Source organism: Neptuniibacter pectenicola, from assembly GCF_001597735.1.
Classification (GTDB): domain Bacteria; phylum Pseudomonadota; class Gammaproteobacteria; order Pseudomonadales; family Balneatricaceae; genus Neptuniibacter; species Neptuniibacter pectenicola.
Map to the genome: position 1 here is coordinate 153,065 of NZ_LUTS01000001.1, position 25,134 is coordinate 178,198.

The window sequence follows — 25,134 nt, forward strand, 5'->3', positions numbered from 1 at the left end:
GATTATAACGACAACAGGAATGTATCATGAGTGATAACAAGACAAACGAAGGAAAGCTGCGCAGTTTGCAGCAGGTTAGCTGTAACACTTGTAGTCTTAGCTCATTATGTCTCCCCGTTTCGCTTAATATGACAGAGATGGAACGGCTAGATAGGATTATTGATAAAAGTCGGCCATTGAAAAAAGGTGAGCACCTCTTCCATCAAGGTTCAGGGTTCACCGATGTTTTTGCGATTCGAGCAGGAACCGTTAAAACCTATACCATCACCAATGAAGGCGAAGAGCAGATTACGGGGTTCTACTTCCCTGGTGAGCTTGTAGGCATGAGCGGATTTGACTGTAACGAATACCCCGTATCAGCCAAAGTACTCGAAACCACAACCGTATGCGAAATCCCCTTTGAACGCTTAGACGACCTATCCGGCCAACTGCCCGAACTACGTCGTCAGCTATTACGCACCATGAGCAAAGAGATTCGTGAAGAGCAGCAGATGATGCTGTTACTCTCAAAGAAAAATGCAGAAGAGCGCGTAGCAACCTTTTTGGTGAAGATATCTCAACGTTTTAAGGCACGCGGTTATTCAGAAACAAGCTTCCGCCTATCCATGTCACGCAACGAAATTGGTAATTACCTTGGCCTAGCGGTAGAAACCGTCAGCCGTATATTTACCCGCTTCCAAAAAGCTAGCTTGCTACATGTCGAAGGTAAAGAGGTGCATATTGAAGATATTGACCAACTCTACAGATTATCCGGTGAGCTGCAAGATTCTGAGAAAACAGAACCATTAAGTGCGCAGTGTGGCAAAGGTAGCCAATGCTAAACCTTGTGTGATAAGTAAAGAAAAGCACCGGCGCATTCGCTACCGGTGCTCGTCAGTCGCACAATAAGTAGCTATCTCAATGTGTAACCCAACGCACCTATTAAACACTTACCCCTTTTTTAATGCATTGAGCCAAATCAACAACCTGTCTCTAAGGAATTTTTAATGTCTTACGACGAATGTTATGTGAAGTCAGTTATTCGAACTATCCCTGACTGGCCCGAGCCCGGCGTACAGTTCCGTGACATCACTCCCCTATTCAAAGATCCTAAAGCATTACGCATGATCTCTGACGCATTTATACAGCGTTACATCGATAGCGATATAACCCACATCGCTTGCATTGATGCACGAGGCTTTCTGATTGGCTCCATCATGTCATACCACTTAAACCTCCCACTTGTACTTGTACGCAAAAAAGGCAAACTGCCGGGTGAAACCATCCACCAAGAGTACAAATTGGAATACGGTACCGCTACGGTAGAGATGCAGGTTGATGCCGTAGCAGAGGGCGATAAGGTTTTAGTGTTTGACGACCTTATTGCAACGGGCGGTACCATTCTCGCTGCGTGCAGCATTATTAAAACCCTAGGTGCTACTGTATCTGAAGCAGCGGCTTTAATTGACCTACCCGATTTAAACGGCTCCCAAAAAATTCAAGAAGCAGGGGTACCGGTTCATACCCTACTCGCATATGAAGGGCTTTAACCGGATCGCATTAGACTAAAAGCAGACCCAAACGGCTTGCATATTTCTTTTTAGAATATCAATATAACAATATTGATAATCAAGCCGTTCCGGTGCCCTTATGCTTCGTATATTTGCCACTTTACTCTTGGTCAGCAGCATCCTCTGCTCAACCACACTTCGCGCAGAAGAGGTTCTACTTAAACAGAACAACCTCACCTTAAACGCAAATCTACAGCTCGCTGAAGACAGCGGCTTCGATAAAATACTCCTCATCACCCATGGAACCCTTGCCCATAATGGCATGGAGATCATCGCCACATGGCAGTCGCTGTTAGAAGAGGAAGGCATCAGCAGTTTAGCCATCAACCTTAGCTTAGGCTTAGATAATCGCCATGGTATGTATGACTGTCAGGTGCCTCATACCCACAAACATACCGATGCGATCGCTGAAATAGACGCATGGGTTAACTGGCTAAAAACACAAGGTAGCCAATCAATCATCCTCGCAGCCCACTCCCGTGGGGGTAATCAAACCGCATGGTATACTGACACCCATTCTGACCCAGTGATCAAAGGGCAGATATTAATTGCACCACAAACCTGGTCAGAAACCGATGAAGAAGAGAACTACGCTGCACGCTACCAGCACCCCCTCAAGCAACAGCTAGAGCGCGCACTACAATTAGCACCGGCCCAACGGCTCACGGAAACTGACTTTATCTATTGTGAAAAAACAACCGTCAGCGCTGCCAGTTTCCTCAACTATTACCAACCTAACCCACGCTTAGATACACCAACGTTATTAACAAATACTACCTTACCTACCCTCGTTTTTGCTGGGAGCGAAGACACGACAGTACACGGGCTATTGGAAAAAATGACGGCACTAAACAATGCCCTAATTACAACAGTTCAGATCGAAGGGGCTGATCACTTCTTTAGGGATCTCTATATGGATGAGGTCACAGAGCATAGTCTACTGTTTATAGAACCCTTATAATCAGACCCTTAAGACGATACGCCCTATTCGGCTAACCACTCGGATTTGTTATGCTTCGATTACTCATCACTCTTTGCTGCCTACTACTGAGCCAAACAAGCGGAGCAGTCGAGATCCCTATCGCCCAAAACCTACAAAAAAGCTATCAAACCTCGGGGATCAATGAAGCACACCAACAAAAAGTGGTGCTTCTTTTAGTGTCACAACCTAACTGTACCTACTGCGCCCTCATCAACGCTGAAATACTGCACCCGATGATTTTAAGTGGTCACTACCAAAATACGACCCTCTTTACTGAGCTTGAAATTAATACCGGACGACAAGTGAAAGATTTCAGTGGGCAATCAGTTGACGCCAACGCCTTTGCACAACGATACAATGCGTGGGCCACACCCACACTACTGTTTCTTAACCGTAAAGGTGAGGAGATTGCCGAAAAAATCGTCGGCATCAATACCCTAGATTTATATAACTACTATGTCGATAAATCGCTTCGCCTGGCCTTTAAAAAGATAAACCCATAATACTGGCCCCTGCCGATTAATTAATTTATCTATAAACCCATAAATTCTCCTCCCATCCTCTACATTTCTTGCTACTATGCACTGCCTTTTTTTTCTATCAGGAGCTGCCATGTGGTTTAAGAATGTTATCTTTTATCGTTTAACTGAAGCCTTCGAATATACTCAGGAACAGTTGCAAGAAAAGCTCCTAGAACAAACGTTTACACCCTGTAAAAGCCAAGAACTAAGCCGATATGGCTGGGTATCTCCCTGTCGCCTGCTTGATGATGTACTTGCTCATCAAGTGCATGGCATGTTTATGGTTGCCGCACGGAAAGAGGAAAAAATTCTGCCGGGTGCGGTTATCAAAGAGGCGGTCGGCGAAAAGATAGCCGTGATTGAACATGAACAGGCACGTAAAGTTTACAAAAAAGAGAAAGACCAGTTAAAAGATGAGGTCGTACTTGATCTTTTACCTCGCGCTTTCAGCAAGTTTCAACAAACAACTGCACTCATTCTACCTAGCTTGGGATGGATTGCGGTTGATGCCTCTAGCCATAAGCGTGCAGAAGAGCTTCTAAGCCACCTACGCGGTACTCTCGGCAGTCTGCCCATCGTATTACCGGATGTTCAGCAATCCCCTTCTGCTGTCATGTCAAACTGGCTTGAGCAAGATGACAGCCTCCCCGAAGGGTTTGAAGTACTCGATGAATGTGAACTGCGCGATAATGTACTCGAAGGCGGCGTTATCCGCATCAAAGGCCAACAGCTGGAAGATGAAGAGTTTGTCGCCCACTTAGAAGCGGGAAAACGAGTGGTTAAACTTGCACTCGAATGGGATGAACAACTTAAAATTGTGCTACAAGATGACCTGTCGATTAAGCGCTTTAAACTAAGCGAACAACTGCAAGAAAAAATGGCTGATGAAGCCGCTGAAGATGAAGTGGCTCAGTTTGATACCGATATGGTTCAAATGGGTTTAGAGTTTGCCAAGCTCTTTCCTGCCATCATCAAAGCCTTTGGCGGTGAAGCTAAAAGACCTTAGTACGTCGTAAACATTAAGCAAACCTTAACTTAAAAGGTTTGCTTAATACCCTAACCCCGCATGACCTATCGCTAAAAAGCTATGATTAAAAAATCTAGCATTTATACTGAAAAACAATATAATATATTAGAATATTCTAATTTAACTTGATTAGAGATATGGAAAATACAACAGAACAGCCCCTCACTAAACTAAAATATTTTCCCGCCGCGTTTTTCTCAGTCGTAATGGGACTAACAGGACTGACTCTCGCGTGGGAAAAAGCCGCCGTTGTTTATGGCTTTAGCGACACTATCGCGCGCACGCTTCTCATCATCAGTGCGCTGGCTTTACTACTCATTGTCATGACCTATGCGTTAAAAGCTAAAAAATACCCCGCAGCCGTGCTAGAGGAGTTTCATCATCCGATTAAAATGAGCTTCTTCCCCGCCTTTTCAATTAGCCTTATTTTAATAAGTATCGCCACACTTCACTTAGCACACACACCTTCACTCTACCTGTGGGCAGCAGGCACACTGAGCCATTTAGTATTTACCCTCTATACGTTAAGCCAATGGATACACCACCCCAAATTCAAGATCGCCCACTCGACCCCCGCATGGTTTATCCCTGTTGTCGGCAACATATTGGTCCCGATCGCTGGCGTTGATCATGGGTTTGTTGAACTTAGCTGGTTCTTTTTCTCCATCGGCATTATCTATTGGATCATTTTAAAAACCCTCATATTCAACCGGATGTTCTTCCATGAACCACTACCGCAAAAGCTTTTACCCACACTCTTTATTTTAATTGCCCCCCCTGCGGTAGGCTTTATCTCCTACGTTAAGCTAAACGGCGCGGTAGATAACTTTGCACATATCTTATTTTATGCCGCAATATTCTTAGTCCTGCTCCTCGTAGTGCAGTTACCTAAATTTAGTAGGATAAAATTCTTCATGTCATGGTGGGCCTATTCATTCCCTTTAGCCGCCTCAACGATCGCTACATTAGTGATGTATCAGCATAACCCAACCCCCACGTTTCAATACCTCTCCCTCTTGCTTTTAGCGGCCTGCTCCCTTGTCGTAACCCTGCTTTTTATCCGTACTCTGCGCGCGATAATGCAGAACGAGATATGTATTCCCGAATAAAATAAGGGGCTAGTCCAGCCCCTCGTTTTTTCATGTCTACGATGCACCAAAAGGTACCGCCCCCCACTCAACACTCACCAATTTGAAACAAAAAATAGATCCTAAACAACCATCTAACTATATGATTCAATAAGTTACCTTCTGATGGCTTAAAAATTGCTCTTCATCATAAAGTCTATAGTTTATGAGACATTTATGATGGCTACGATTTCACTCTCATTTGAAAACACCTTATTAGAACTCTGCTATGAGAAGCTCACTGGCACGCTTTTCATCGCCTCTGAGTCAAACCGATCAGGGCAGGTAGTTATTAATAACGGCTCATTAATCGGCTTAAACTATTGCGGGCTAAATACTCAAGAGGCTTTCAACTGCTTAATCGAAAGCCAAAATCTCCGTTGCTCATTTACCCCTGATCTTCTTTTCCCTGTTAGCGAAGCACTGCAACCTGAAGCCGCATTAGACTTGCTCGAAACAATCGGTTATTCGGAGAAAATAGATGAAGATGAACTCGAGCCCGAGCCGATCCCTGAAGCGGTCGCAGAAGTCCCTGAAACAAATACAGTGATATATCGAGGACAGAAGGTTGAACGTAAAGTAGAAAAACAAACGCCTAAACCCGAACCTAAAAAGTCAGGTCTCGTTTATAGGGGGCAGGTAGTAAGCTAGAAAGGACAGACACAGGCCTTTCTAGCCAGGTAAACTACTCAGCAGCATCGCCAACGGTTGTGAAACCTAAGCTTGTCCAAGCTTGCATGCCACCTCGATAGTACTTCATCTTTTCAGCTGGATAATCCATCTCCAGCATGGCACGAATTAACGCCGGTGTTTGGCCGCACCAATAGCCATTACAAAACATCGCTAAGGTTTTAGCTTGGCTGTAATCAAAGCTACCATCCTCTTGCTTAACCGCACCAAACTCCTCCAGCGCATCGGTTGCAGACTCCGCTTCGTCCATCACCGTATAAGGCACATTAATACTGCCGGGAATTGTTAAACGGTAGTGCCAGCCCTCTGTTCGCGTGTCCACAATGAGGACATTCTCATCCGTTTGCGCCTGTTGCATATACTCTACAAATTCACGCTCACCAATCGTTTCAACATCGTAAGGCTCAAACGGTTTGATCGGTTGAGGAATCCCCCTAAAAGTTGTGCTGTACAGCTCATGGATCGTATTGCTTCGATCTTGGTTACGCATGATTTCAACAGGCTCACCTTCATGCTGAACAGTAAACGAAACGAGACCGGGGGCGATCATTACCTTTTTGCCGCCCTCTGCCATTAGATAGGGTGATGAAATCAGGGCTGATGCGAGTGCTAGGCTAGCTACAGTACGCTTTAACATGTCGAAACCTCTATTATTATAAGTTTATTCGGTACAGTTATAATGATTTTTGCACAAAATAGACCCTATAGTCATTAATTCTAATATAAGACATTAGAATTAACTGATAAAAGAGTCACACCATTAACGCCATGACCTAGAAACAATAGAGGCGAGGATAAAGGCACGCGTCCCCTTAGCAACCTAATGAGTTACTGAGCTTTCACCGCGTCAAGCATATCAATAGAATAAAGGTCGGGATCCGCTTCAACCCCCTGCTGTTGGCACAACGCTAAGAATTTAGTCTCCCGTTTTAGGGTATCGTTATAGCCAAAATCATTGCCTTCTAAATGCTGAATCTGCAATGTCGCCTTATAATAAAAAGCTAATACGATGGCGGCTGTCTTATCACCCTCTTCAAGCAGTAGCTCCCAACGATGGCGGTGATTTTGAATTTTCAACGCCTGACGTTTCAGGTTCCACGCATAACGTAGCTCATCATAATAAGGTCGGCCGACAAATCTTGAAAATACGCCGATAGTGATAGCAGCCCCCGCCAAGACACCTACCAAATTAACCATGGTATTGGCCTCTTCGGGATTACCAAAGTAGTGGCGTAACAATGTGCTCAAGCCTAAGCCCAGCACTGCAAATATCAGGCATAAAATAACCGCAACTTTGCGTTGCTTCTTTTTATAAACCGTTTGATCTATCTCTTTAAGTTTCACCTAGCTACCCTACTTAACCTGATTATATAATGATGAATGAAATTAACTTGCAGTCGACACCTGCCAGTGTAGACTTAGCGCCTTCAAAATAAAGGCCCTTTCTAACACAATCCAATGTATTCCGTAAAAGAGATTTTCTATAGTTTGCAAGGCGAAGGTGCGCAAAGTGGACGCGCATCAATCTTTTGTCGTTTTACCGGCTGTAATTTATGGTCCGGTAGAGAACAAGACCGAGCAACAGCTGTCTGCAGTTTTTGCGATACTGACTTTATCGGCACCGATGGTCAGAATGGTGGAAAATTCCAAACCGCAAGCGATCTCTGTGCGTTTCTCCGCACCTTTTGGCCTAGCGATAGTAACACACCACCTTATATTATTTTTACCGGCGGCGAACCTGCACTGCAACTAGATCAACACTTAGTGGATGAATGCCACCAACACGGTTTTATTGTAGCGATAGAGACCAACGGCACAAAGCCTCTGCCTACGGATATTGATTGGATCTGTGTCAGCCCCAAAGCCGATGCAAAAATCATCATTACCTCTGGGGATGAGTTAAAACTGGTATACCCTCAAGCCCTAGCGCAGCCCGAACAATTTGAAGCGATGGACTTTACTGAGTTTTATTTACAACCCTTGGATAGCCCCGCTCGCCCTATGCACACTAAAGCCGTTGTCGATTACTGCTTACAGCACCCTCGCTGGAAGCTGAGTCTACAAAACCATAAAGTGTTAGGCATCGATTAACGGACCGACTTAAACCGAGCGTTTCAACAAGGTCCGGGCGGTAAAAAACCGATACGTGATCAAGCCAAATGCGGGGATATTCATTAAGACACCGTAGATTAAAGCGCTGGCTGACATCTCTGCGTTATGCAAAATCCCACCGGTCACCAGCAAAGCCATCGCCGCGTTCTGTATCCCCACCTCAACAGCCATCGTTATACCCTGTTCGGTAGTGAGTCGCATTTGACGAGCAACCCCATACCCCAACAACATGGCCAAAGAAACCAAGACAACGACAGCAGGACCTAACTCAAGCACCAGCGTGGGAAGTTCAACCCAGTTCGCTTTAACGATCCCAAAAACAACCAAGACAAGAAACAGACAAGCCATCACCTTTACATAAGGCTCGATCCGGTCACAAAATGCTGGCCAACGATGGTGAATCAACGTACCTAGCAAGGCGGGCAGTAAAGAGATAAGCAGCAGTTTCACCATTGTGGTCATGACAGGAAACTCAATAGCCGCCTCCTCGCCCATCCAATAACTGACCGTAAGTACCGTCAAAATCGGCATAGTAAACGGGGTAATTAAACCAGATACCGCCGTTAAACAGACCGACAGGGCCGTATCTCCACGGGAGAGATACGTAATCATATTTGAGGTCGCGCCCCCGGGTGCGAAGGTAAGTATCATCACACCAACGGCTAAAACCGGCGGAAGCTGAAAGCAAAGCACAACAACCCAGCCTAACAGGGGAAGCAGTAATAGCTGAGATAACACCCCCACCAAGACAACAGCAGGCTTACGCCATAACAGAGAAAACTCGGACACCCGAAGCGACATCCCTACCCCTAACATAATCGTAAAAAGAGCCAGCGGTAAAACAACTTGTATTGTGATTCCGTTTTCCATAATCCGTCCTAAATAAATCCAACACAGATACTAAATTTTTGTTCGTTTTCACACAATCTAAAACTTCAATTTTTCCCCCAAATAAAACCCAAACACTGATGGCATAAGGGATTGCAAAGGCTACCCACATACACTGTGGATAACTTTGTGAATTAATTATTTAAAACGTCACGAAACGCCTATTAAATAAGGCGCTCCATCAAACTGATTATTTTTTAACCAGTTATAATTTATTCCTTATTAATCAACATGTTAAATATGTCAATACTGTAATTTAATGTTTTAAAGTATGTATAGCCTCCCGATTCATACGGCTGTTTTATTAACAGTGCAAAAGGTATATTTCTAATAAAACAGGCATTCCCCACAACCGCCCTAAATACGGTCTATTTATCCATAATTTCAAACAGAGCATTAAAATCAGATTGAATAAACTCACTCACCACTTCAGTTACTCAATGACAACGTAAAAACTGCTAAGATAAACTTACGCTTTCTTCCTTCTGCCTATGTGAGAATGAGACCCTTTATGCAACGAGATGCAGCGCAACTACATGCCGCCAATAAGGTCACGATTATCGGTGCGGTCATCGACGCTCTTTTAGGGCTACTTAAAATAGGCTTTGGTCTCGTTTCACATTCCGCCGCCCTCATTGCGGATGGTATCCACTCACTCTCTGATCTATTTACCGATGCGCTTGTGATCGTCATCCTAAAGATCTCACACAAAGGACCGGACGAAGACCACCCTTGGGGACACGGACACTTTGAGACGGTGGGTACTGCCCTTCTAGGCAGCATCCTAATCGCTGTCGCAGGCGCGATGACTTACGACAGTACACTGAGCTTACTTAGCCACGAGACTATTCCTATTCCCGAATGGCCTGCCTTAGCGGTTGCGCTACTCTCTATCGTTGCCAAGGAGTGGATCTATCGCTACACGGCTCGAATCGGTCGGGAGATTGGTTCAGACCTACTGATTGCTAATGCATGGCATAGTAGAACCGATGCTATCTCATCCATTGTGGTCTTTATCGGCGTCACTGGCGCAATGTCTGGGATTACCTGGCTTGATTCCGTTGCCGCCATCATCGTGGCAGCCATCGTGGCCAAGATTGGTTGGAGCCTCAGCTGGAAAAGCTTTCAAGAGCTGGTCGGCTCAGCACTCCCCCCTGAACAGGTACAAAAATATAAAAGCCAAGTCATGTCGATTGAAGGCATTATTAATGTCCACAGTTTTAAAACCCGGGCGATGGGAGGAAAAAGTTTATTAGAAATGCATATTCAAGTGTCCCCCTTTATTAGCGCATCCGAGGGACATTTAATTGGTGATGCCGCCTGCATAAAACTCTATGAAAATGGAGATATCGCTCACATCATCTATCACATTGATACCTACAATGATGAGGAACATGAAAAGTTTCATAATGAAAAGCTGCCACCGATGCGGGCCGAAATAGAGCCCTGCATAAAGCGTTACCTACAATCACTCGATAATGAGCTCGACCTCTACCGCCTATCACTGCATTACTATAAAAATAAAGTGAATATCGAAATACTCCTGACACAACCCCAGCAAAAACGACTCGATGAGCTGGGGTTTGAAACGGAGCATGTTATCGCCAACCTTAAAAAAGCGTTGCACGCCTTAGATATTAACCAGGACTGGCTAGGTACCCTCTTTTTAGCAACCGGATCCGTAAAATGATTCAACAGATCCCTGCACAAGCGGTTTACCAATCTGAAATCGACGTAAAGCACAGCCGTTTTATAACACAGATAGCCCACACACCTAATATAGCGCGTGCTAACGCATTTTTAGATGAGGTAAGGCAGCTGCATCACAAAGCTAATCATAACTGCTGGGCTAGAATTGCGGGGCCTAGATCTGAGCTAAATGGCTGGGGAAGCAGTGATGATGGCGAACCCAAAGGTACAGCGGGTAAGCCGATGCTCAATGTACTCAGCCATAGTCAGTTATGTGAAACCACAATTGTGGTAACACGCTATTTTGGCGGGATAAAACTGGGAGCAGGCGGGATTGTGAGGGCGTACAGCTTAGCGGTTCAAGACGCATTAAAAACGCTACCGACAATAGAAAAGATTGATAAATTCACGTTTACCCTTGAGCTGCCTCATGCATTAGTCGGCCCGATTGAAACACTGCTCATGAAAACCCAAGCCGAAGTACTTACACGTAACTGGAATGAAAAATTACAACTCACCGGCCAAGCCAGCGCACCACAACTGGCCGAATTAAGACAACAGCTCATCCCCTATCAACACCAAACACATTATCAAGATAAAGAGATGCGCTGGTAAGCGGCTTCTAATGCATCGATACGCTGATCAAATATAAACTCATCCGCTAAGCGGGTTAATATCTGCATCTGGGATAACACACTCCGTACCGGATCATTCATGCCGATCATATATACACTTCTATTCGCCCTCAGTGCTTCTAACATAATGTTTTCAATCGCCATCGCGGTAGAAACATCAATCAAAGGCACCGATGTTAGATCAAACATCAATGCATCATGGGGCTGACTATTGGTTAATTTTTTTGTCATACCTTTAACGGAGGCATAACTGATCGGCCCTTCTAAATGATAAAGCAGGACCCGTCCACCGGCGGCAACAAGAATCTCTTTTTCCCGGGCACTCAATTGGTCAATATTATCCGGCTGATCCGCCACTACACGGATGGAATCAATCTGAATATCGGCTAGATGTTTTATGGTGATCACATTGGCGATAAACACACCAATAATGACTGCGGTAACAAGATCGACAAAAACCGTTAGCCCAAACACCAACAACATCAGCACAACGACAAAAACCGGCGCGCGATGAAGCCGGCGTAAAAAATTCCAATCAATAATGTCGATACCGACTTTGATCAGAATACCGGCCAGTACCGCATGGGGAATATCCTCCGCTAAAGGCCCAGCCCCCAAAACGATCAGTAGCAACACGACCGCGTGTACCGCACCAGAAATAGGCGTTTCACCACCTGCACGTATATTAATAACCGTTCGCATGGTCGCCCCCGCTCCTGGCAGCCCACCAAACAGTCCAGCCATCATATTACCAACCCCCTGACCAATCAGTTCTCGATCCGAATCATGCTGATCTTTCACCATATTGTCCGCGACCAATGATGTTAATAACGAATCAATGGAACCTAACGCTGCCAGCATAATTGCGGCCAACAACATATCCTGCAAAAGCTCAAATTGAATGGCTGGAAAAATAAATTCAGGTAACCCCGACGGGATACTGCCAATAACAGGCACACTGCCATCAGGTAGTAAGGTGACATAAATAAGCGTACCTACACAAAGGGCGATGAGCGGCGACGGTATGATTTTCCCAATGGATTTAGGACACAAAAAGACAATAAGGAGCGTAAGGATACCCAATAATAAGGCCGACGGTTGATAGGATAAAATATTCTCTGGCAACACCTGTAATGAGGCCATGACAGACGACTCACCACTGTGCCCCAGTAGCGGCGCTAATTCCAACGTGATGATAATAACCCCAATGCCACTCATAAAACCGGAGATAACAGGAAAAGGCATTAACGTAATGTACTTACCTAGCTTTAACAGACCGAACAGGACTTGAAAAAAACCGCTCATAAGCACAACGGTAAAAGCCAAAATAGGCCCCTGCACCGGATCAATGGCACAAAACTGCGTAAAAACCGCCGCCATCACCACCGTCATCGGCCCTGTTGGCCCAGAGACTTGCGCCGGTGTGCCACCAAACAGCGAAGCAAAAAAGCCAACGAAGATCGCGCCATACACCCCAGCAATAGGGCCGGCCCCCGAAGAAACCCCAAAGGCTAACGCCAGCGGAAGCGCAACCACGGCTGCCGTGATCCCGCCAAAAAGATCCCCTCGTATATTACGAAAATGCACCCCACGAAGCAGCGCCATAAAGAGAATCCCCCCTAAAAAAAATCAACACTTAAAACGGTTTATTAACGAACCTTCTTTTTATTATCTCAATCGAGGCTGTAACTCGATCAATAAATCGCCATCCGTCAACACTAGATTAGCAAACATAATAGAGAAGCACATAAATTTCTTGAAGATTAAGGCGCTTCTGCCGATACTCTACCTATGGCTTTAAGTTACTGTAATTAAATATTTATTTAATAAACAGTTTCTAAATTAAAACGCTTGTTTTAGAGTTACCGGGTAATTAAGAGATGATCTTTCTAAACCACCTATTGGAAAGCATGTTTCAACGTAACATTCGTTCAACAATAATAAGCGATTGAGGTAGTATGAAATTCGCTGAAAATAATAACCAAGCTGCAGAATATTTACGTAAAGCCATCCCATTGATGGTTCAGCATAACATCCCGCCCAATCCACTTAATTATGCACTGTGGTATACCTATGTGAGCGATCGTGTGCCGGAATTAAACCTCCAGCTAGACAAAACACTCTCCACGTACGGTACCTGCCCAACCATGCTCAGCGAACAGCTTTTTCGTGAGCATATGATCAAAGATGAGATTAATGGTGCCGAAGATATTCAAGCCAGCCTTATCAGCTTAATCAATAACCTCTATGACGATGCAGGTCATACGGCTAAACAAACCGCCGACTTTCATTCGGTCCTAGAAGAGAGTTTAGTTTCGCTACAGAAACAAGAAGATGGCGAACTAAGTCTACCTATTGATTCGATCATCCATGCACTATCAACCCATACAAAATCCATTAGCGAAACCGCCCGTCTTTTTCAAAAACGGATGCAAGCGGCACAAGGCGAGATTCAAGCATTAAAAGAAGAGCTCAATAAAACCCGTCAAGATGCACGCGTTGATCCGTTAACTAACCTCTTCAACCGTCGTGCGTTTGATTCTGAGCTCGCCCAATTGGTCGGCAACAAAAATAGCCATGTGATCTCATCATTCGTTTTAATAGATATTGATCACTTCAAACGCTTTAACGATACCTATGGCCATCTAATGGGCGACAAAGTCCTACAGTACGTAGGGAAATTACTTAAAGATATCTGCCAAGAGCCTATGCTACCTGTACGTTATGGTGGTGAAGAGTTTGCCGTATTGATGCCAGGCACGACGATTGACGCGGCGGCAGAGATTGCTGAAAAAGTACGTGAAAAAATTCAGGCGATCCGTATTAAACAGAAAAAATCTGGCGAAATTATTAGTTCGATTACCGCCTCTTTTGGTGTCTCGCAATACCAACATGGAGAAAGTTCCGAACAGCTTATAGAGCGCACTGATAATGCACTCTACAAAGCCAAAGACTGTGGTCGAAACCAAGTACACCGCGCCGAGTAAGCATACCCGAGATGGCTTCCATCTCACTGCTTAAACAGACTTGCTGGAACAAGAGAGAAAGTAGGGCCCGGACACCGTCTGGGCCTGAAATCTTTTTCGCCCCATCCTTTGCCCGACCCACACGATAAAAACCCACTGCAACCTAAATAAGCGCCTTTAATAACGGAATATACGCGATCGACCTGAATCTTATCTAGCGCACGCTTGATCCTATATCAATTCTATAAGGTAGTGTTTCACGCAATCAATACAGACTTTTAAACAAATAAAAACTCATATTAACTATTCATCGATAAGCAGCATTGACGCTTAAAAAAACAGATTCGCCCATAAAATATAGACCTTAACTCAAACTGATTTTACAGAGATAGGGGGCGCTAAAAGGCAGGACGAGTCATCGCAAAAGCGTTCATGTCTCGATACAAAAGCAGGCATTGCGCTGATCCCATAACCAACACTGATCCGACGTAATATGTACCCCGCCACGCCACAGATCCATGGTATTAACAGACTGCCACTGCCGTCGCATTTGAAGCGCTTCGGCGCCAGCGGTTGTCAATGAATAGACCGCCTCATTATTCACTAACCGCTTAGCGATATAAGGCGTTGCGGCATGTAGCAGGCGATTCAGTTCATAACGTACAGACAAGTCCCCCATAAACGGTGCCACTTCCAGCGCCTGCAAATGGTGAAATATTCGTTTAAATCTAGCCGGTCCAGTCAAAATTTCGTAATAACGCTGCTCCGCACTTACCCCGCCAGGCAGTCGACCACTCTGTTCTGCACCCGTTAAGTGGTGTGCCAAAGCGGGTAATTCATCCGGGGCTTTTAGCAGCGTCAACAGCAAATAAGTTTGCGTCAACGTTAGCCCCGTCTCTAGGCTCGGATACTCAAGACAAAAACGGCGTAACGCATCAGCCATAAACGGCCAGCCTGGGATCTCCTTTTGAGCCATAACCGCTAAAGGTTCAGGGGATGGAGCGGTCAATAACGGCCATAGGCTCGCCGCACGATCAACCTGCGCTCGGCTCAACGATGTTCGCTGGTGAAATAAGTCGTTCATCATCTCCAGCGTTAAATTACCCAACCCATGAAAAAAAGGCACCTCGGGGTGATGATTAATACAGATAAGTGAGAGAGGCGGAAGCGCCACATCAGAGGCTAATAACCGGTGACAGATCTCGATCAGTTGTAACTGATCATACAAATCATGCTCAAACCATAAAACCACTTCATCATACTGAGCAATTCTATCCAGTACCTCCTTGCGGGCCATAAAGTCAGCCATGATGGCTTGCTCATTTATATCGCCGCTATATTCTCCCCTCTCCAATAGCGCCATAAGGTAAGTGGTGCGGGTACTCACATACGCATCGTATGGAAGCGATTGAACCGGGCCATCATGCAAAAGATCTCTCCAGCACAGCACCTCCCCTGTTATCTGCGGAGAGTCGTTAAGCATCTCACCGGTGCAATCACCATTCGTTATATGTAACTTCATCTCAGCATCCTTGAATCAACTCGCTCCCTACACCCGCGTAAAGGAAAACAATCACAGGTTATCAAGCCTCTGGGATGATAGCCAATAGATCGGTGGTGGCTAAATCAACGCCATGCTGGCTCAACAAGGTTGTGACTTGTCCCCGGTGATGGGTTTGATGATTAAAGAAATGCTGTAAAAGATAACCAAACCGTTTCTCAAACTTATTACCGTGCATATTGCAGTACGCTAATGGGTAGGCGAGGTCATACACTTCGACTTGATCACACAGATCAATCACCGCCATATCAATCAGATAACGGGCATCTCTTAGTGCGTCAAAATCCTGATAAAGCAGGAGATCAAGACTTTCTGGCCGTGGCATCTGCTTAATCGATTCCAACGCATTAAAGTGTGATGGATGTTCCGAAAAACGCTGCAACCAAATAATATCACCCACCAAAATATGATTGAGCGTACCGAGAATTGAATTAAAAAAAGCACCTTGATCCGCACTCAATACAACAGGATCTAACTCACTTGCCGCTTCATAAATACTTTCATTCATCCACTGGTTATAACGCGCCATCAATTCAAAATGATCTTTCAGTGTCATAGTTCCTCCTCGCTTTTTGATCTATTTAAGCAAGCTTAGATGACAACTTATAGATTCCTACTCAAGGCAAGGTAAAATAGCCCCCTTTATTTTATCGACAGGTATTTAATCATGCAGGCTCCCCAGCTTAACGTACTGGTCATCGGCTACGTCTGGCCAGAACCAAAATCGTCTGCAGCGGGCAGCCACATGCTCTCCCTCCTACGTTTGTTTAAACGTCAAGGCTGGCAAGTCACATTTGCAAGCCCGGCACAAGTAACTGAACATATGACCGACTTGGCCGAGGAAGGGGTTGATCGCCTGCCAATTACATTAAACGACAGTAGTTTTGATCAATCGATCAGCGCCTTGCAACCGGACGTTGTGATGTTTGATCGCTTTATGATGGAGGAGCAGTTTGGCTGGCGAGTAGAGAAAAACTGCCCTGATGCCCTACGTATTTTAGATACTGAAGACCTTCAATGTTTGCGTAATGCGCGTCACCATGCCGTCAAACAAGCAAGGGAGATGCAGTTAAGTGACCTGTACTCCGATTTGGCTAAACGGGAAATTGCGGCAATCTATCGCTCTGACCTATCATTGATCATTTCCAGCTACGAAATAGAACTACTACAAACACAATTTAAGGTACCCTCGCCGCAAATTTACCATCTACCTTTTATGCTAAACCTGACGCAATGCCCTAAACACCTAGCCCGCTATGAAGACCGCCAGCACATGATGATGATTGGTAACTTTCGTCATGCGCCTAACTGGGACGCTGTGTTACAGATGCAAACCTTATGGCCAGAGATACGAAAACGCTTAAAAGAGCGGGGTCACCCCTCGATAGAGTTACATATTTATGGCTCATACCCACCCCCTAAAGCGACCGCACTCAACAACCCCAAAACAGGTTTTCTGATTAAGGGCTGGGCAGACGATGCCTACGCGGTCATGCAAAGCGCACGCCTCTGCTTAGCCCCCCTGCGCTTTGGCGCCGGTATTAAAGGTAAATTATTAGATGCGATGGTCTGTGGAACCCCTTCAATCACCACGCCCATTGGTGCAGAGGGCATGACAAAAGGCGAGGACTGGCCAGGCATCATTGCAGACAGGGATGACGCCTTTATTGACGCCTGTGTCGAACTGTATACAGACCCAATTGCATGGCAACAAAAACAGCAGGCCGCACAGCCTATTCTCAGCACGTACTATGATGGCGATCAGAGTGGTCCGCAGCTTATCCAGCAGATCATCACATTACGTCACGATCTCCCTAGCCATAGACTGCATAATTTCACCGGCGCCATGCTTAACCACCACAGCATGAAAAGCACCCAATATATGTCCCAATGGATTGAGGCTAAAAACAAACATCTGGCAGACTAAAAAAGCCGCTGCGATAAAGCGTACCTAACCGTTGTCATCCAACCATTGTCATCTAAGCTTCATCATGATGATTTAATCTACATGGTTTAACGCGCGGTACAGTGTGGGCACGTTCTACGTTGGGCGCATATAAACCAATTATAGGGTGAATATGAGTAGAGTTTGGCAGGTATTTTGGCGCTTTCTTCTATTAGGTTGCACCAGCTTTGGTGGCCCCGCCGCTCACTTAGGCTACTTTCAAAAAACCTTTGTTCAAGACCTTAAATGGATAGAGCAAGATGCGTACGCACGCCTTATTGCCTTAAGCCAATTTCTACCCGGCCCAGGCTCGAGCCAAGTCGGCTTTGCTTTAGGCCTAAAACGCGCTGGCCTTGCTGGGGGGATCGCTGCTTTTTTAGGCTTTACCCTCCCCTCATTTATGATTCTCTATTACCTTGCCACCAGCCAAATCGGCGCGGAAAGTCTGTGGTTTAACGGGGTAGTTCACAGCTTAAAACTCTTAGCGGTCGTTATCGTCGCCGACGCGGTCTTAACCATGCAGCGTAGCTTTTGTCAGGAAAGGCGCACCCTGAGTATCGCCGTTATCAGTGCCGCATCGTTATTACTCTTTCCAAGCTTATGGACACAAATGGCCATTCTATTAGTCGCTGCCTGCTATGGTGTATTTCAGCGCCCGAATGCCGACAATCAACGCACCACCGCCACAGAAAAAATCATGCCTCACTTAGGCTTTACGTTACTGACGCCCCCTTTTATTTTATTTATCGCCCTATTCGCGCTGCTTCCCTTACTCGCGTATGTATCGGATTGGGCCGCACTCGCCACCGCCTTTTACCATACCGGTAGTTTAGTGTTCGGCGGAGGCCATGTGGTTCTACCTCTGCTACAACAGTCCTTAGCGCAAGCGATCGACCTTGACCGATTCCTTGTTGGCTATGCGGCCGCTCAAGCCATACCTGGACCGATGTTTACCCTCGCAACCTTTGTCGGTGCAGACCTCGCGCCACAAGCACGCTTTATCGGTGCCTTAGTCGCGACGGTATTTATTTTTTTACCGGGGTTTCTATTGATATTAAGTGTTCAGAACAGTTGGGAATCGTTAGCGCAAAAACCGCGCGTAGCTGGGGCTGTGTGGGGTATTAATGCGGCCGTGGTAGGACTACTGCTTTCAGCTTTATACCAGCCGATTTTTATAAACGCTGTACAATCCGCGGGGGATTTCGCATCAGTGCTCATCGCATTTTTCATACTTAGGCAATTTAAGCCGCCGATACTGGCACTGGTATTAAGCTTTATTGGCCTAGGGTTATGCGTGTAAGGACTGAGTAACCCTCGGCTTAATCACTCGGTTTCTGTAAATAATCGGCCATCCACACTAACAGCTGATCTTTAGGCATAGGCTTAGCAAAGTAATACCCCTGTACGTAATGACAAGATAAGCTTTCAATAGTATCGAGCTGAGTTTTTAGCTCGACCCCTTCTGCAATAATTTTCATATTTAAGCTTCGTGCCATGGCAATAATCGCTCTCACCAAGGGGGTTGAATCATCATCCGTATTAAGGCTGGCGACAAACGCCTGATCTATTTTTAAGTAATCGATCGGAAAACGTTTTAAGTAGCTCAGCGAAGAATAACCGGTACCAAAGTCATCAATCGATAAACCAACGCCCAGTGCCCTAAAGCCATTGAGCCAACTCAATATATCAGGGTCGTCATCCAATAAAATACTTTCCGTTATCTCTAAGGAAAGGTCATGCCCCATAATCCCTGTATCATCCAAAATACGTTTTACACACTCAGCATCAAAGCCTAAAGGATATTGACGGCTGGACACATTGACCGATAAATGCACCCCTTCACAGTGATGGTGAATATCGACAAGGTCAGTACACGCCCGGGTTAATACCCATTCACCGAGCGGTGCAATTAAGCCACTCTCTTCAGCAACCGGAATAAACTCTACAGGGGAGATCATCCCTTCATCGGGATGGGTCCAACGCGCTAACGCTTCTAAACCAAACAGTGTGTTCGAACGGCAATCAACAATGGGCTGATAGTAAACTTCAAACTCATTTTTTTCTAAGCCTTTACGGATCAAATGTTCAAGCATCACACGACGATTGATTTTGTCCTGCATTTTTCGAGCAAAGAAATGGTACTGGTTACGTCCCGACTCTTTCGCTTTATACATAGCAAGATCGGCCAAACGTAATAAATCATCGGGACGCACCGCATCTACTGGCGCCAATGCAATACCCACACTCGCACCGGTAAAGACTTCAAAGCCATTTAAATCAAAAGGCTGTGACAGGGCATCTACTATTTTTTCAGCGACATGCGCCACATCACTCGGACCCGAGATATCCGTAAGGTAGATAACAAACTCATCCCCACCAAAGCGCGAAATGGTATCTGATGAACGAATAATTATTTTTAATCGTTCAGCTACTTCCTGTAATAACTGATCACCCACCTCATGCCCCATGGTATCGTTCACGCGTTTAAAGCGATCTAAATCGATAAAGAGCAAACCACTCTGGTGACCTTTACGTTTTGCTATTTGTAGATCATGTTCAACACGATCCATAAGAAGGGAACGGTTAGGTAACCCAGTGAGTCCATCATAGTAGGCCTGATAGTGGATCTTCTCCTCCTGTGCTTTACGCTCAGAGATATCCGTCAAAATGGCTACATACTGTGAGACTTCACCTTTGTCATTAAGCACTACATTGATCGATAACCATTGTGGATATACCGACCCATCTTTGCGTTTGTTCCACACCTCGGAAGCCCAGCGCCCTTTGTCAATTAGCACGCCCCACATCTTTTTGTAAAAATCGGCATCATGTTTACCGGAACTAAGCATAGAGGGTTTTTTACCTAAAACATCACTCTCCTGATACCCAGTAATCTCTGTAAATGCGGGGTTCACAGCAGTGACCCTTAATTCCGCATCAGTGGTCATAATACCTTCAGGGGTTGCATCAAGGACAGCGGCAGCCATCTCTAAATACACATTATCAGCCTTCTGCTGGGTAATATCCTCTTTGATAGCAACAAAGTTAGTAATAACCCCCGCCTCATCTCTAATCGGCGAAACGGTCACCGATACCCAATATTCAGTCCCATCTTTCTTCCGGTTAGCGAAAACCCCTTTCCACTCGTTACCTGCTTTAAGGTCATGCCAAAGTGCAGCATGCTCAACCTCTGAGGTGTACCCAGCTTTTAATATATTTGGGTTCGTGCCTTTCACATCCTCAAAGGAATAACCGGTCACCTCTTCAAATTTTGGATTCACATACTCAATGAGCCCTTGGACATCGGTAATAACAATCGAGATAGGACTTTGCTCAACAGCCCGACCGAGTTTTCTTAACTGGTGTTCTGCCCGTTTATAATCAGTAATATCAACTCGAATACACACCAAACCGCCATCACTGGTCGGGGTATCTCGGGCTTGAAGCCAGCGCCCATTCTTCGTTTTTTGTAACGTAAACGGCAAACCGGTGACTTCATCTTCGACCTCGGTTTCCTCCACGATAAAATCGTGTTTTCTGGTTTTAAGCTCATCTAAATCGCAAGGGTAGTCAGCCATACTGTCCACCCCATATAGCGCTAGCCAGCGACTGTTGGTAAACCTTAATGAACCTTGAGCTGAATACAGTGCAAAGCCTTCATACAACTTTTCAACCGCATTATGTAACAGCGTGTTGGCCTCTTCCGCCACAATTCGCGAACTGTCGAGACGACGTAAGATAATAATAAGAAAGGCGATAAGCACGGTGCATAACATTAATAGTAGGATACTCAGCTGCTGCCGTTCTTTAACCTTAACCTCATGATAATCAAGATAATTAATTCGCAGCGACTCAAGTAAATTTTTCGTCGGAATCCCGATAAACTGTTTTTTGATATCACTCAGTTTATTCAACCCTTCAACGCTTTTAAGGAGATGGCGCTGGAAGTTGCTGACTAATTCATTCTCAGGATATAACTGCACCCAATGGTCAAGCGCCTCCATCTCATGGAGCAATTCAGCCTTAGTACTGTCCGTCGCGAAGTGTTGATAAGCCATCAAGCGGGTTAGATATACATTGGGGTTTATCATACTTAGCGATGGCTGGGTGCGAAATTCATCACTGAGCGTCGGAAGATAAAGCAACCCATTACGCACTAGTGCCGACTGGGTTTTTAATCGTTCAATGAGTTCGAGCTTTGTTTGTAAATGGATGACTAGATTCTTAACATCGTCCATTATTAATGGATTAGTTGCGCTAAACACGCCGGCAGGTTGAGCCTTCAGCGTATCCATTAAACGATCAAAACGTATATATAGGGCTGAGAGGGAATCGTAATGACGCATTGACGTGGTCAGTATTTGTAAGCCCGCTTGGTTTAATTCCGCATCAATACGCTCAGCTGACAGTAACACTTCAACCCGCGTTTTATGCTCTGCCGAATTAAGGTTGTTAAGCTTAAAAAAGAAGAACAGTAATGCGATAAGCGCGATAAATAAAACCGCCTGCAGGATAATGGAGTTTGATAACTTACGCTTCATTGCGGTTCCAGTAGGGGGTGCTGCCCAACCAACGAGCGGAGAAACGCCGCAATTAATTCAGCATCCTGCTCATTTATATTGCGGCCCAATTGATATTTAGCCATAACCTCTATCGCTGACACTAAACGACGTTCACTTGCATCATGAAAAAAGTAACGTTGTAGTGCCACTAAACGTAAACTTGGAACTTTAAAAAGAAATTTGTCGTCCTCCACCCCCGTTACATTAAAACGACCATAATCAGCCACTGTAATCGGCTGGCCTCTATCTGAAAAATAGTCACCCATCGTCCCCATATACGCATACATATTCCCACCCACATTGCGTCCTTGGTGGCAACTAATGCACCCAAAAGCCTTAAACAGCTGGTAACCCTGCTTTTCGTTTGCTGATAGGGCCTTCTCATCGCCCTCGAGCCAGCGATCAAAACGAGAATTTAAGGTAATTAGCGAGCGTTCAAAGGTTGTGATTGCATCCGCAACATTTGCTGCGGTTAACCCATCGTCATATAGCGTCTTAAATTGTACGGCAACAGCGGGATCGGCACTCAGCTTATCTATCACTTCAAGCCAGTGACTGCCCATCTCTATGGGGTTATGGATAGGCCCTGAGACCTGTTGATTTAAGGTACGGCTACGACCATCCCAAAACTGTACAAAATTAAACGCACTGTTATAAACGGTCGGTGTTTTAATGATACCTTGACTGCCATTAATACCAATGGAGCGAGTACGATTATCAGCCCCATGCTTAGACAATAGATGACAACTAGCACAACTGATCGAGTTATCTTTTGATAGACGGTTATCGTTAAACAGTTGCTGCCCTAATTTCACTTTATCCGGTGACAACCCCTCAATGGGAACGAGTGGCGTAATCGGCTCATCAGCAAGCACATCAAACGAGACGATAAAACAAAAAACAACACTGATAAATTTCAACATAATGCGCTCAACTCATCATCACTTTGAAGGAAACGCTTCGCACGCTCACTACTGAGGTTCAACGGCACCGTCGGCAGCACAAACATCATTTTTCAGGCTCGAAAATAAAAACGGATAACGATTGGTTTAAAGATATTTAAATCCTGCTTAAACAGCGCCCTTTAAAAAAGGCAGCGTTATCGTTTAAGGAAGCGATCTACTATTTAAGAAATAACCTTATCCCAAGTAGGTAATCAAGGCGACTGTGGATGAACACCGTTTTTCAGTGATACGTTGTTTAAGATCAAATATAGTATAGATAATATAGCACCCTTACCTTTGCTGCGCCGCAATAGATGCACCCCATGAAAAAAGATTAAAAAAAAGCCCACACAAGGTGGGCTAAGTTTAAGCTCACTGGGAAGGAGAGCTTATTCTATTCTCAGCGTAGCAGAGACCTAAACCGGTTCTCGCATCGTCACAAACTCTTCCGCCGCTGTCGGGTGAATTCCAATAGTCGAATCAAACACCTCTTTGGTGGCACCCGCTTTAAGCGCAATACCGATACCTTGGATAATTTCACCAGCATCAGGACCTACCATGTGTACACCAACCACTTTACGTGAATCACCGTCCACCAGCATCTTCATAAAGGTCCGCTCTTCGCTGCCGCTTAAGGTGTGTTTCATCGCTCTAAAGCTAGACTTATACACCTCAACATTACTGTATTTTTCACGCGCCTGTTCTTCACTTAAACCAACCGTACCAATATTAGGTTGGCAGAATACGGCGGTTGGGATCAGGTCGTAATCAACTTTTCTGTTTTCACCCGCATAAAGGTTATTCACTAACGCCATCCCCTCCGCAAGTGCAACCGGCGTTAACTGAACACGGTCAATAACATCACCAACTGCATAAACAGACGGCACATTGGTTTGGAACTCATCGTTTACGATGATTGCACCATTTTTCGCCTGCTTAATACCAACCTCTTCTAAACCCAAGTTCGCCACTTTAGGGTTGCGGCCGGTCGCATACATAATCAGATCCGTTTCAATACGGGAACCGTCGGTCATCTGGGCAACAAAAGAGCCATCTGACTGTTTTTCAATCGCTTCAACATTGTTATTAAAAACAAGGTCGACCCCTTTTTTAGCCACTTCAGTCGCCGCAAACTCACGAATCTCGTTATCGAAGCCACGCAAGAAAAGATCACCGCGATAAACCAGCTTAGTGTCTGTCCCTAAACCTGAAAAGATACCGGCAAATTCAACAGCAATATAACCACCGCCAACCACTAAGGCGCGCTTAGGAAACTCATCTAGATAAAAGACTTCGTTAGAACTAATGATATGCTCTTTGCCTGGGATATCAGGCACATTTGGCCACCCACCTACGGCGACCAAAATACGTTCGGCACTATACTGTTTATCCCCCACAGCCACCGTATGATCATCAACCAATACCGCACGACCATTAATCAATTCACAACCGGAATTAACCAGCATCGTTTGATAGATACCGTTTAAACGCTCAATCTCACGGGTTTTATTATCACGTAACGTAGGCCAATCAAACTCGATACCTTTGTTAGTTAAGCCGAACCCAGCCGCTTCAGCAAAACCTTCAGCATACTGCGAAGCGTAAACAAATAACTTTTTAGGGACACAACCAACATTGACACAGGTGCCTCCTAAATGACGATCCTCCGCTATAGCTACTTTTACTCCCATACCCGCAGCCATACGCGCCGCACGCACACCACCTGAACCGGCACCAATTACAAATAGGTCAAAATCATATTCCGCCACAACAGGCTCCTTTAAATACATATCTCAATAATGGATCGAGTTTATTAATAATAATTTACATGGATACTAAGATGAGAGCCAATTAAGAAAGTTAAATAGCCCTATTAATTTTACCAATAGCCTTCAGAGTATCTTTCCCATGAATTGTTCAATAAAATTCACATTC

Annotated in this window: 22 protein-coding genes; 13 read left to right on the top strand and 9 right to left on the bottom strand. The window is 45.2% G+C overall.

Annotated elements, in window-relative coordinates:
• The first annotated feature begins 26 nt into the window (after window positions 1–26).
• From fnr to A3773_RS00710, 7 genes are all read left to right on the top strand, one after another.
• Complete coding sequence (fnr, locus tag A3773_RS00680; RefSeq protein ID WP_067981662.1) at window positions 27–821, top strand: fumarate/nitrate reduction transcriptional regulator Fnr; 795 nt, start codon at window positions 27–29, stop codon at window positions 819–821.
• A gap of 165 nt (window positions 822–986) precedes the next feature.
• A complete protein-coding gene (locus A3773_RS00685) occupies window positions 987–1,529 on the top strand; it encodes an adenine phosphoribosyltransferase (protein WP_067981664.1) in 543 nt (180 codons plus the stop codon).
• Window positions 1,530–1,629: 100 nt separating this feature from the next.
• Entirely contained in the window at window positions 1,630–2,511 is an 882-nt protein-coding gene (locus A3773_RS00690) for an alpha/beta hydrolase (RefSeq protein ID WP_067981666.1), read from the top strand.
• Window positions 2,512–2,561: 50 nt separating this feature from the next.
• On the top strand, window positions 2,562–3,035 hold the full coding sequence (locus tag A3773_RS00695) for a thioredoxin fold domain-containing protein (RefSeq protein WP_067981667.1): 474 nt from the start codon (window positions 2,562–2,564) through the stop codon (window positions 3,033–3,035).
• 109 nt (window positions 3,036–3,144) lie between these two features.
• Window positions 3,145–4,059: a recombination-associated protein RdgC gene (rdgC, locus tag A3773_RS00700; protein WP_067981669.1), complete on the top strand. Its 915-nt coding sequence runs from the start codon at window positions 3,145–3,147 to the stop codon at window positions 4,057–4,059.
• A 158-nt stretch (window positions 4,060–4,217) separates the two neighbouring features.
• Window positions 4,218–5,189 carry an SLAC1 anion channel family protein gene (locus tag A3773_RS00705; protein WP_067981670.1) on the top strand — a complete coding sequence of 324 codons (972 nt, stop codon included), beginning with the start codon at window positions 4,218–4,220 and terminating at the stop codon, window positions 5,187–5,189.
• 195 nt (window positions 5,190–5,384) lie between these two features.
• A complete protein-coding gene (locus A3773_RS00710; RefSeq protein WP_156473414.1) occupies window positions 5,385–5,858 on the top strand; it encodes a hypothetical protein in 474 nt (157 codons plus the stop codon).
• A gap of 34 nt (window positions 5,859–5,892) precedes the next feature.
• On the opposite strand, the gene A3773_RS00715 is transcribed toward A3773_RS00710, so the two are convergent.
• Both A3773_RS00715 and A3773_RS00720 read right to left on the bottom strand, forming a co-directional pair.
• Window positions 5,893–6,534 (bottom strand): rhodanese-like domain-containing protein, encoded by a 642-nt coding sequence (locus tag A3773_RS00715; RefSeq protein WP_067981674.1) that lies wholly within the window; start codon window positions 6,532–6,534, stop codon window positions 5,893–5,895.
• A gap of 191 nt (window positions 6,535–6,725) precedes the next feature.
• On the bottom strand, window positions 6,726–7,241 hold the full coding sequence (locus A3773_RS00720; protein ID WP_067981676.1) for a DUF3087 family protein: 516 nt from the start codon (window positions 7,239–7,241) through the stop codon (window positions 6,726–6,728).
• Window positions 7,242–7,355: 114 nt separating this feature from the next.
• Between A3773_RS00720 and queE the strand changes: the two genes are divergently transcribed.
• Window positions 7,356–7,988 carry a 7-carboxy-7-deazaguanine synthase gene (gene queE, locus A3773_RS00725; protein ID WP_067981678.1) on the top strand — a complete coding sequence of 211 codons (633 nt, stop codon included), beginning with the start codon at window positions 7,356–7,358 and terminating at the stop codon, window positions 7,986–7,988.
• A 9-nt stretch (window positions 7,989–7,997) separates the two neighbouring features.
• Here queE and A3773_RS00730 read toward each other — a convergent pair whose 3' ends face one another.
• The gene (locus tag A3773_RS00730) at window positions 7,998–8,879 is read right to left on the bottom strand and encodes a bile acid:sodium symporter family protein (RefSeq protein WP_067981681.1); all 882 of its coding nucleotides are present in this window, start codon (window positions 8,877–8,879) and stop codon (window positions 7,998–8,000) included.
• A gap of 529 nt (window positions 8,880–9,408) precedes the next feature.
• Here A3773_RS00730 and A3773_RS00735 point away from each other — a divergent pair.
• Both A3773_RS00735 and A3773_RS00740 read left to right on the top strand, forming a co-directional pair.
• A complete protein-coding gene (locus A3773_RS00735) occupies window positions 9,409–10,587 on the top strand; it encodes a cation diffusion facilitator family transporter (RefSeq protein WP_067981684.1) in 1,179 nt (392 codons plus the stop codon).
• A complete protein-coding gene (locus A3773_RS00740; RefSeq protein WP_067981689.1) occupies window positions 10,584–11,201 on the top strand; it encodes a YigZ family protein in 618 nt (205 codons plus the stop codon). Before A3773_RS00735 ends, A3773_RS00740 begins: the two co-directional genes overlap by 4 nt.
• Here the strand turns inward: A3773_RS00740 and A3773_RS00745 are convergent.
• Window positions 11,177–12,826: a SulP family inorganic anion transporter gene (locus tag A3773_RS00745; protein ID WP_067981692.1), complete on the bottom strand. Its 1,650-nt coding sequence runs from the start codon at window positions 12,824–12,826 to the stop codon at window positions 11,177–11,179. The two genes, A3773_RS00740 and A3773_RS00745, sit on opposite strands and share 25 nt — an antisense overlap.
• A 353-nt stretch (window positions 12,827–13,179) precedes the next feature.
• On the opposite strand from A3773_RS00745, the gene A3773_RS00750 reads away from it, so the two are divergent.
• Window positions 13,180–14,208, top strand: coding sequence for a GGDEF domain-containing protein (locus A3773_RS00750; protein WP_067981695.1), 1,029 nt, complete (start codon window positions 13,180–13,182; stop codon window positions 14,206–14,208).
• Window positions 14,209–14,617: 409 nt separating this feature from the next.
• Here A3773_RS00750 and A3773_RS00755 read toward each other — a convergent pair whose 3' ends face one another.
• Together A3773_RS00755 and A3773_RS00760 are read right to left on the bottom strand one after the other, a co-directional pair.
• Window positions 14,618–15,709, bottom strand: a complete 1,092-nt coding sequence (locus A3773_RS00755; RefSeq protein WP_067981699.1) for a DUF1835 domain-containing protein — start codon at window positions 15,707–15,709, stop codon at window positions 14,618–14,620.
• A gap of 61 nt (window positions 15,710–15,770) precedes the next feature.
• The gene (locus tag A3773_RS00760; RefSeq protein ID WP_197462693.1) at window positions 15,771–16,304 is read right to left on the bottom strand and encodes a DinB family protein; all 534 of its coding nucleotides are present in this window, start codon (window positions 16,302–16,304) and stop codon (window positions 15,771–15,773) included.
• 111 nt (window positions 16,305–16,415) lie between these two features.
• Between A3773_RS00760 and A3773_RS00765 the strand changes: the two genes are divergently transcribed.
• Both A3773_RS00765 and chrA read left to right on the top strand, forming a co-directional pair.
• The gene (locus tag A3773_RS00765; protein WP_067981702.1) at window positions 16,416–17,675 is read left to right on the top strand and encodes a glycosyltransferase family 4 protein; all 1,260 of its coding nucleotides are present in this window, start codon (window positions 16,416–16,418) and stop codon (window positions 17,673–17,675) included.
• 151 nt (window positions 17,676–17,826) lie between these two features.
• Window positions 17,827–18,993 carry a chromate efflux transporter gene (chrA, locus tag A3773_RS00770; RefSeq protein ID WP_067981707.1) on the top strand — a complete coding sequence of 389 codons (1,167 nt, stop codon included), beginning with the start codon at window positions 17,827–17,829 and terminating at the stop codon, window positions 18,991–18,993.
• Window positions 18,994–19,012: 19 nt separating this feature from the next.
• Here chrA and A3773_RS00775 read toward each other — a convergent pair whose 3' ends face one another.
• From A3773_RS00775 to gorA, 3 genes are all read right to left on the bottom strand, one after another.
• Window positions 19,013–22,234, bottom strand: a complete 3,222-nt coding sequence (locus A3773_RS00775; protein ID WP_067981710.1) for an EAL domain-containing protein — start codon at window positions 22,232–22,234, stop codon at window positions 19,013–19,015.
• A complete protein-coding gene (locus A3773_RS00780; RefSeq protein WP_067981714.1) occupies window positions 22,231–23,178 on the bottom strand; it encodes a cytochrome-c peroxidase in 948 nt (315 codons plus the stop codon). Before A3773_RS00780 ends, A3773_RS00775 begins: the two co-directional genes overlap by 4 nt.
• 437 nt (window positions 23,179–23,615) lie before the next feature.
• Window positions 23,616–24,968 carry a glutathione-disulfide reductase gene (gorA, locus tag A3773_RS00785; RefSeq protein WP_067981717.1) on the bottom strand — a complete coding sequence of 451 codons (1,353 nt, stop codon included), beginning with the start codon at window positions 24,966–24,968 and terminating at the stop codon, window positions 23,616–23,618.
• Window positions 24,969–25,134: the final 166 nt, after the last annotated feature.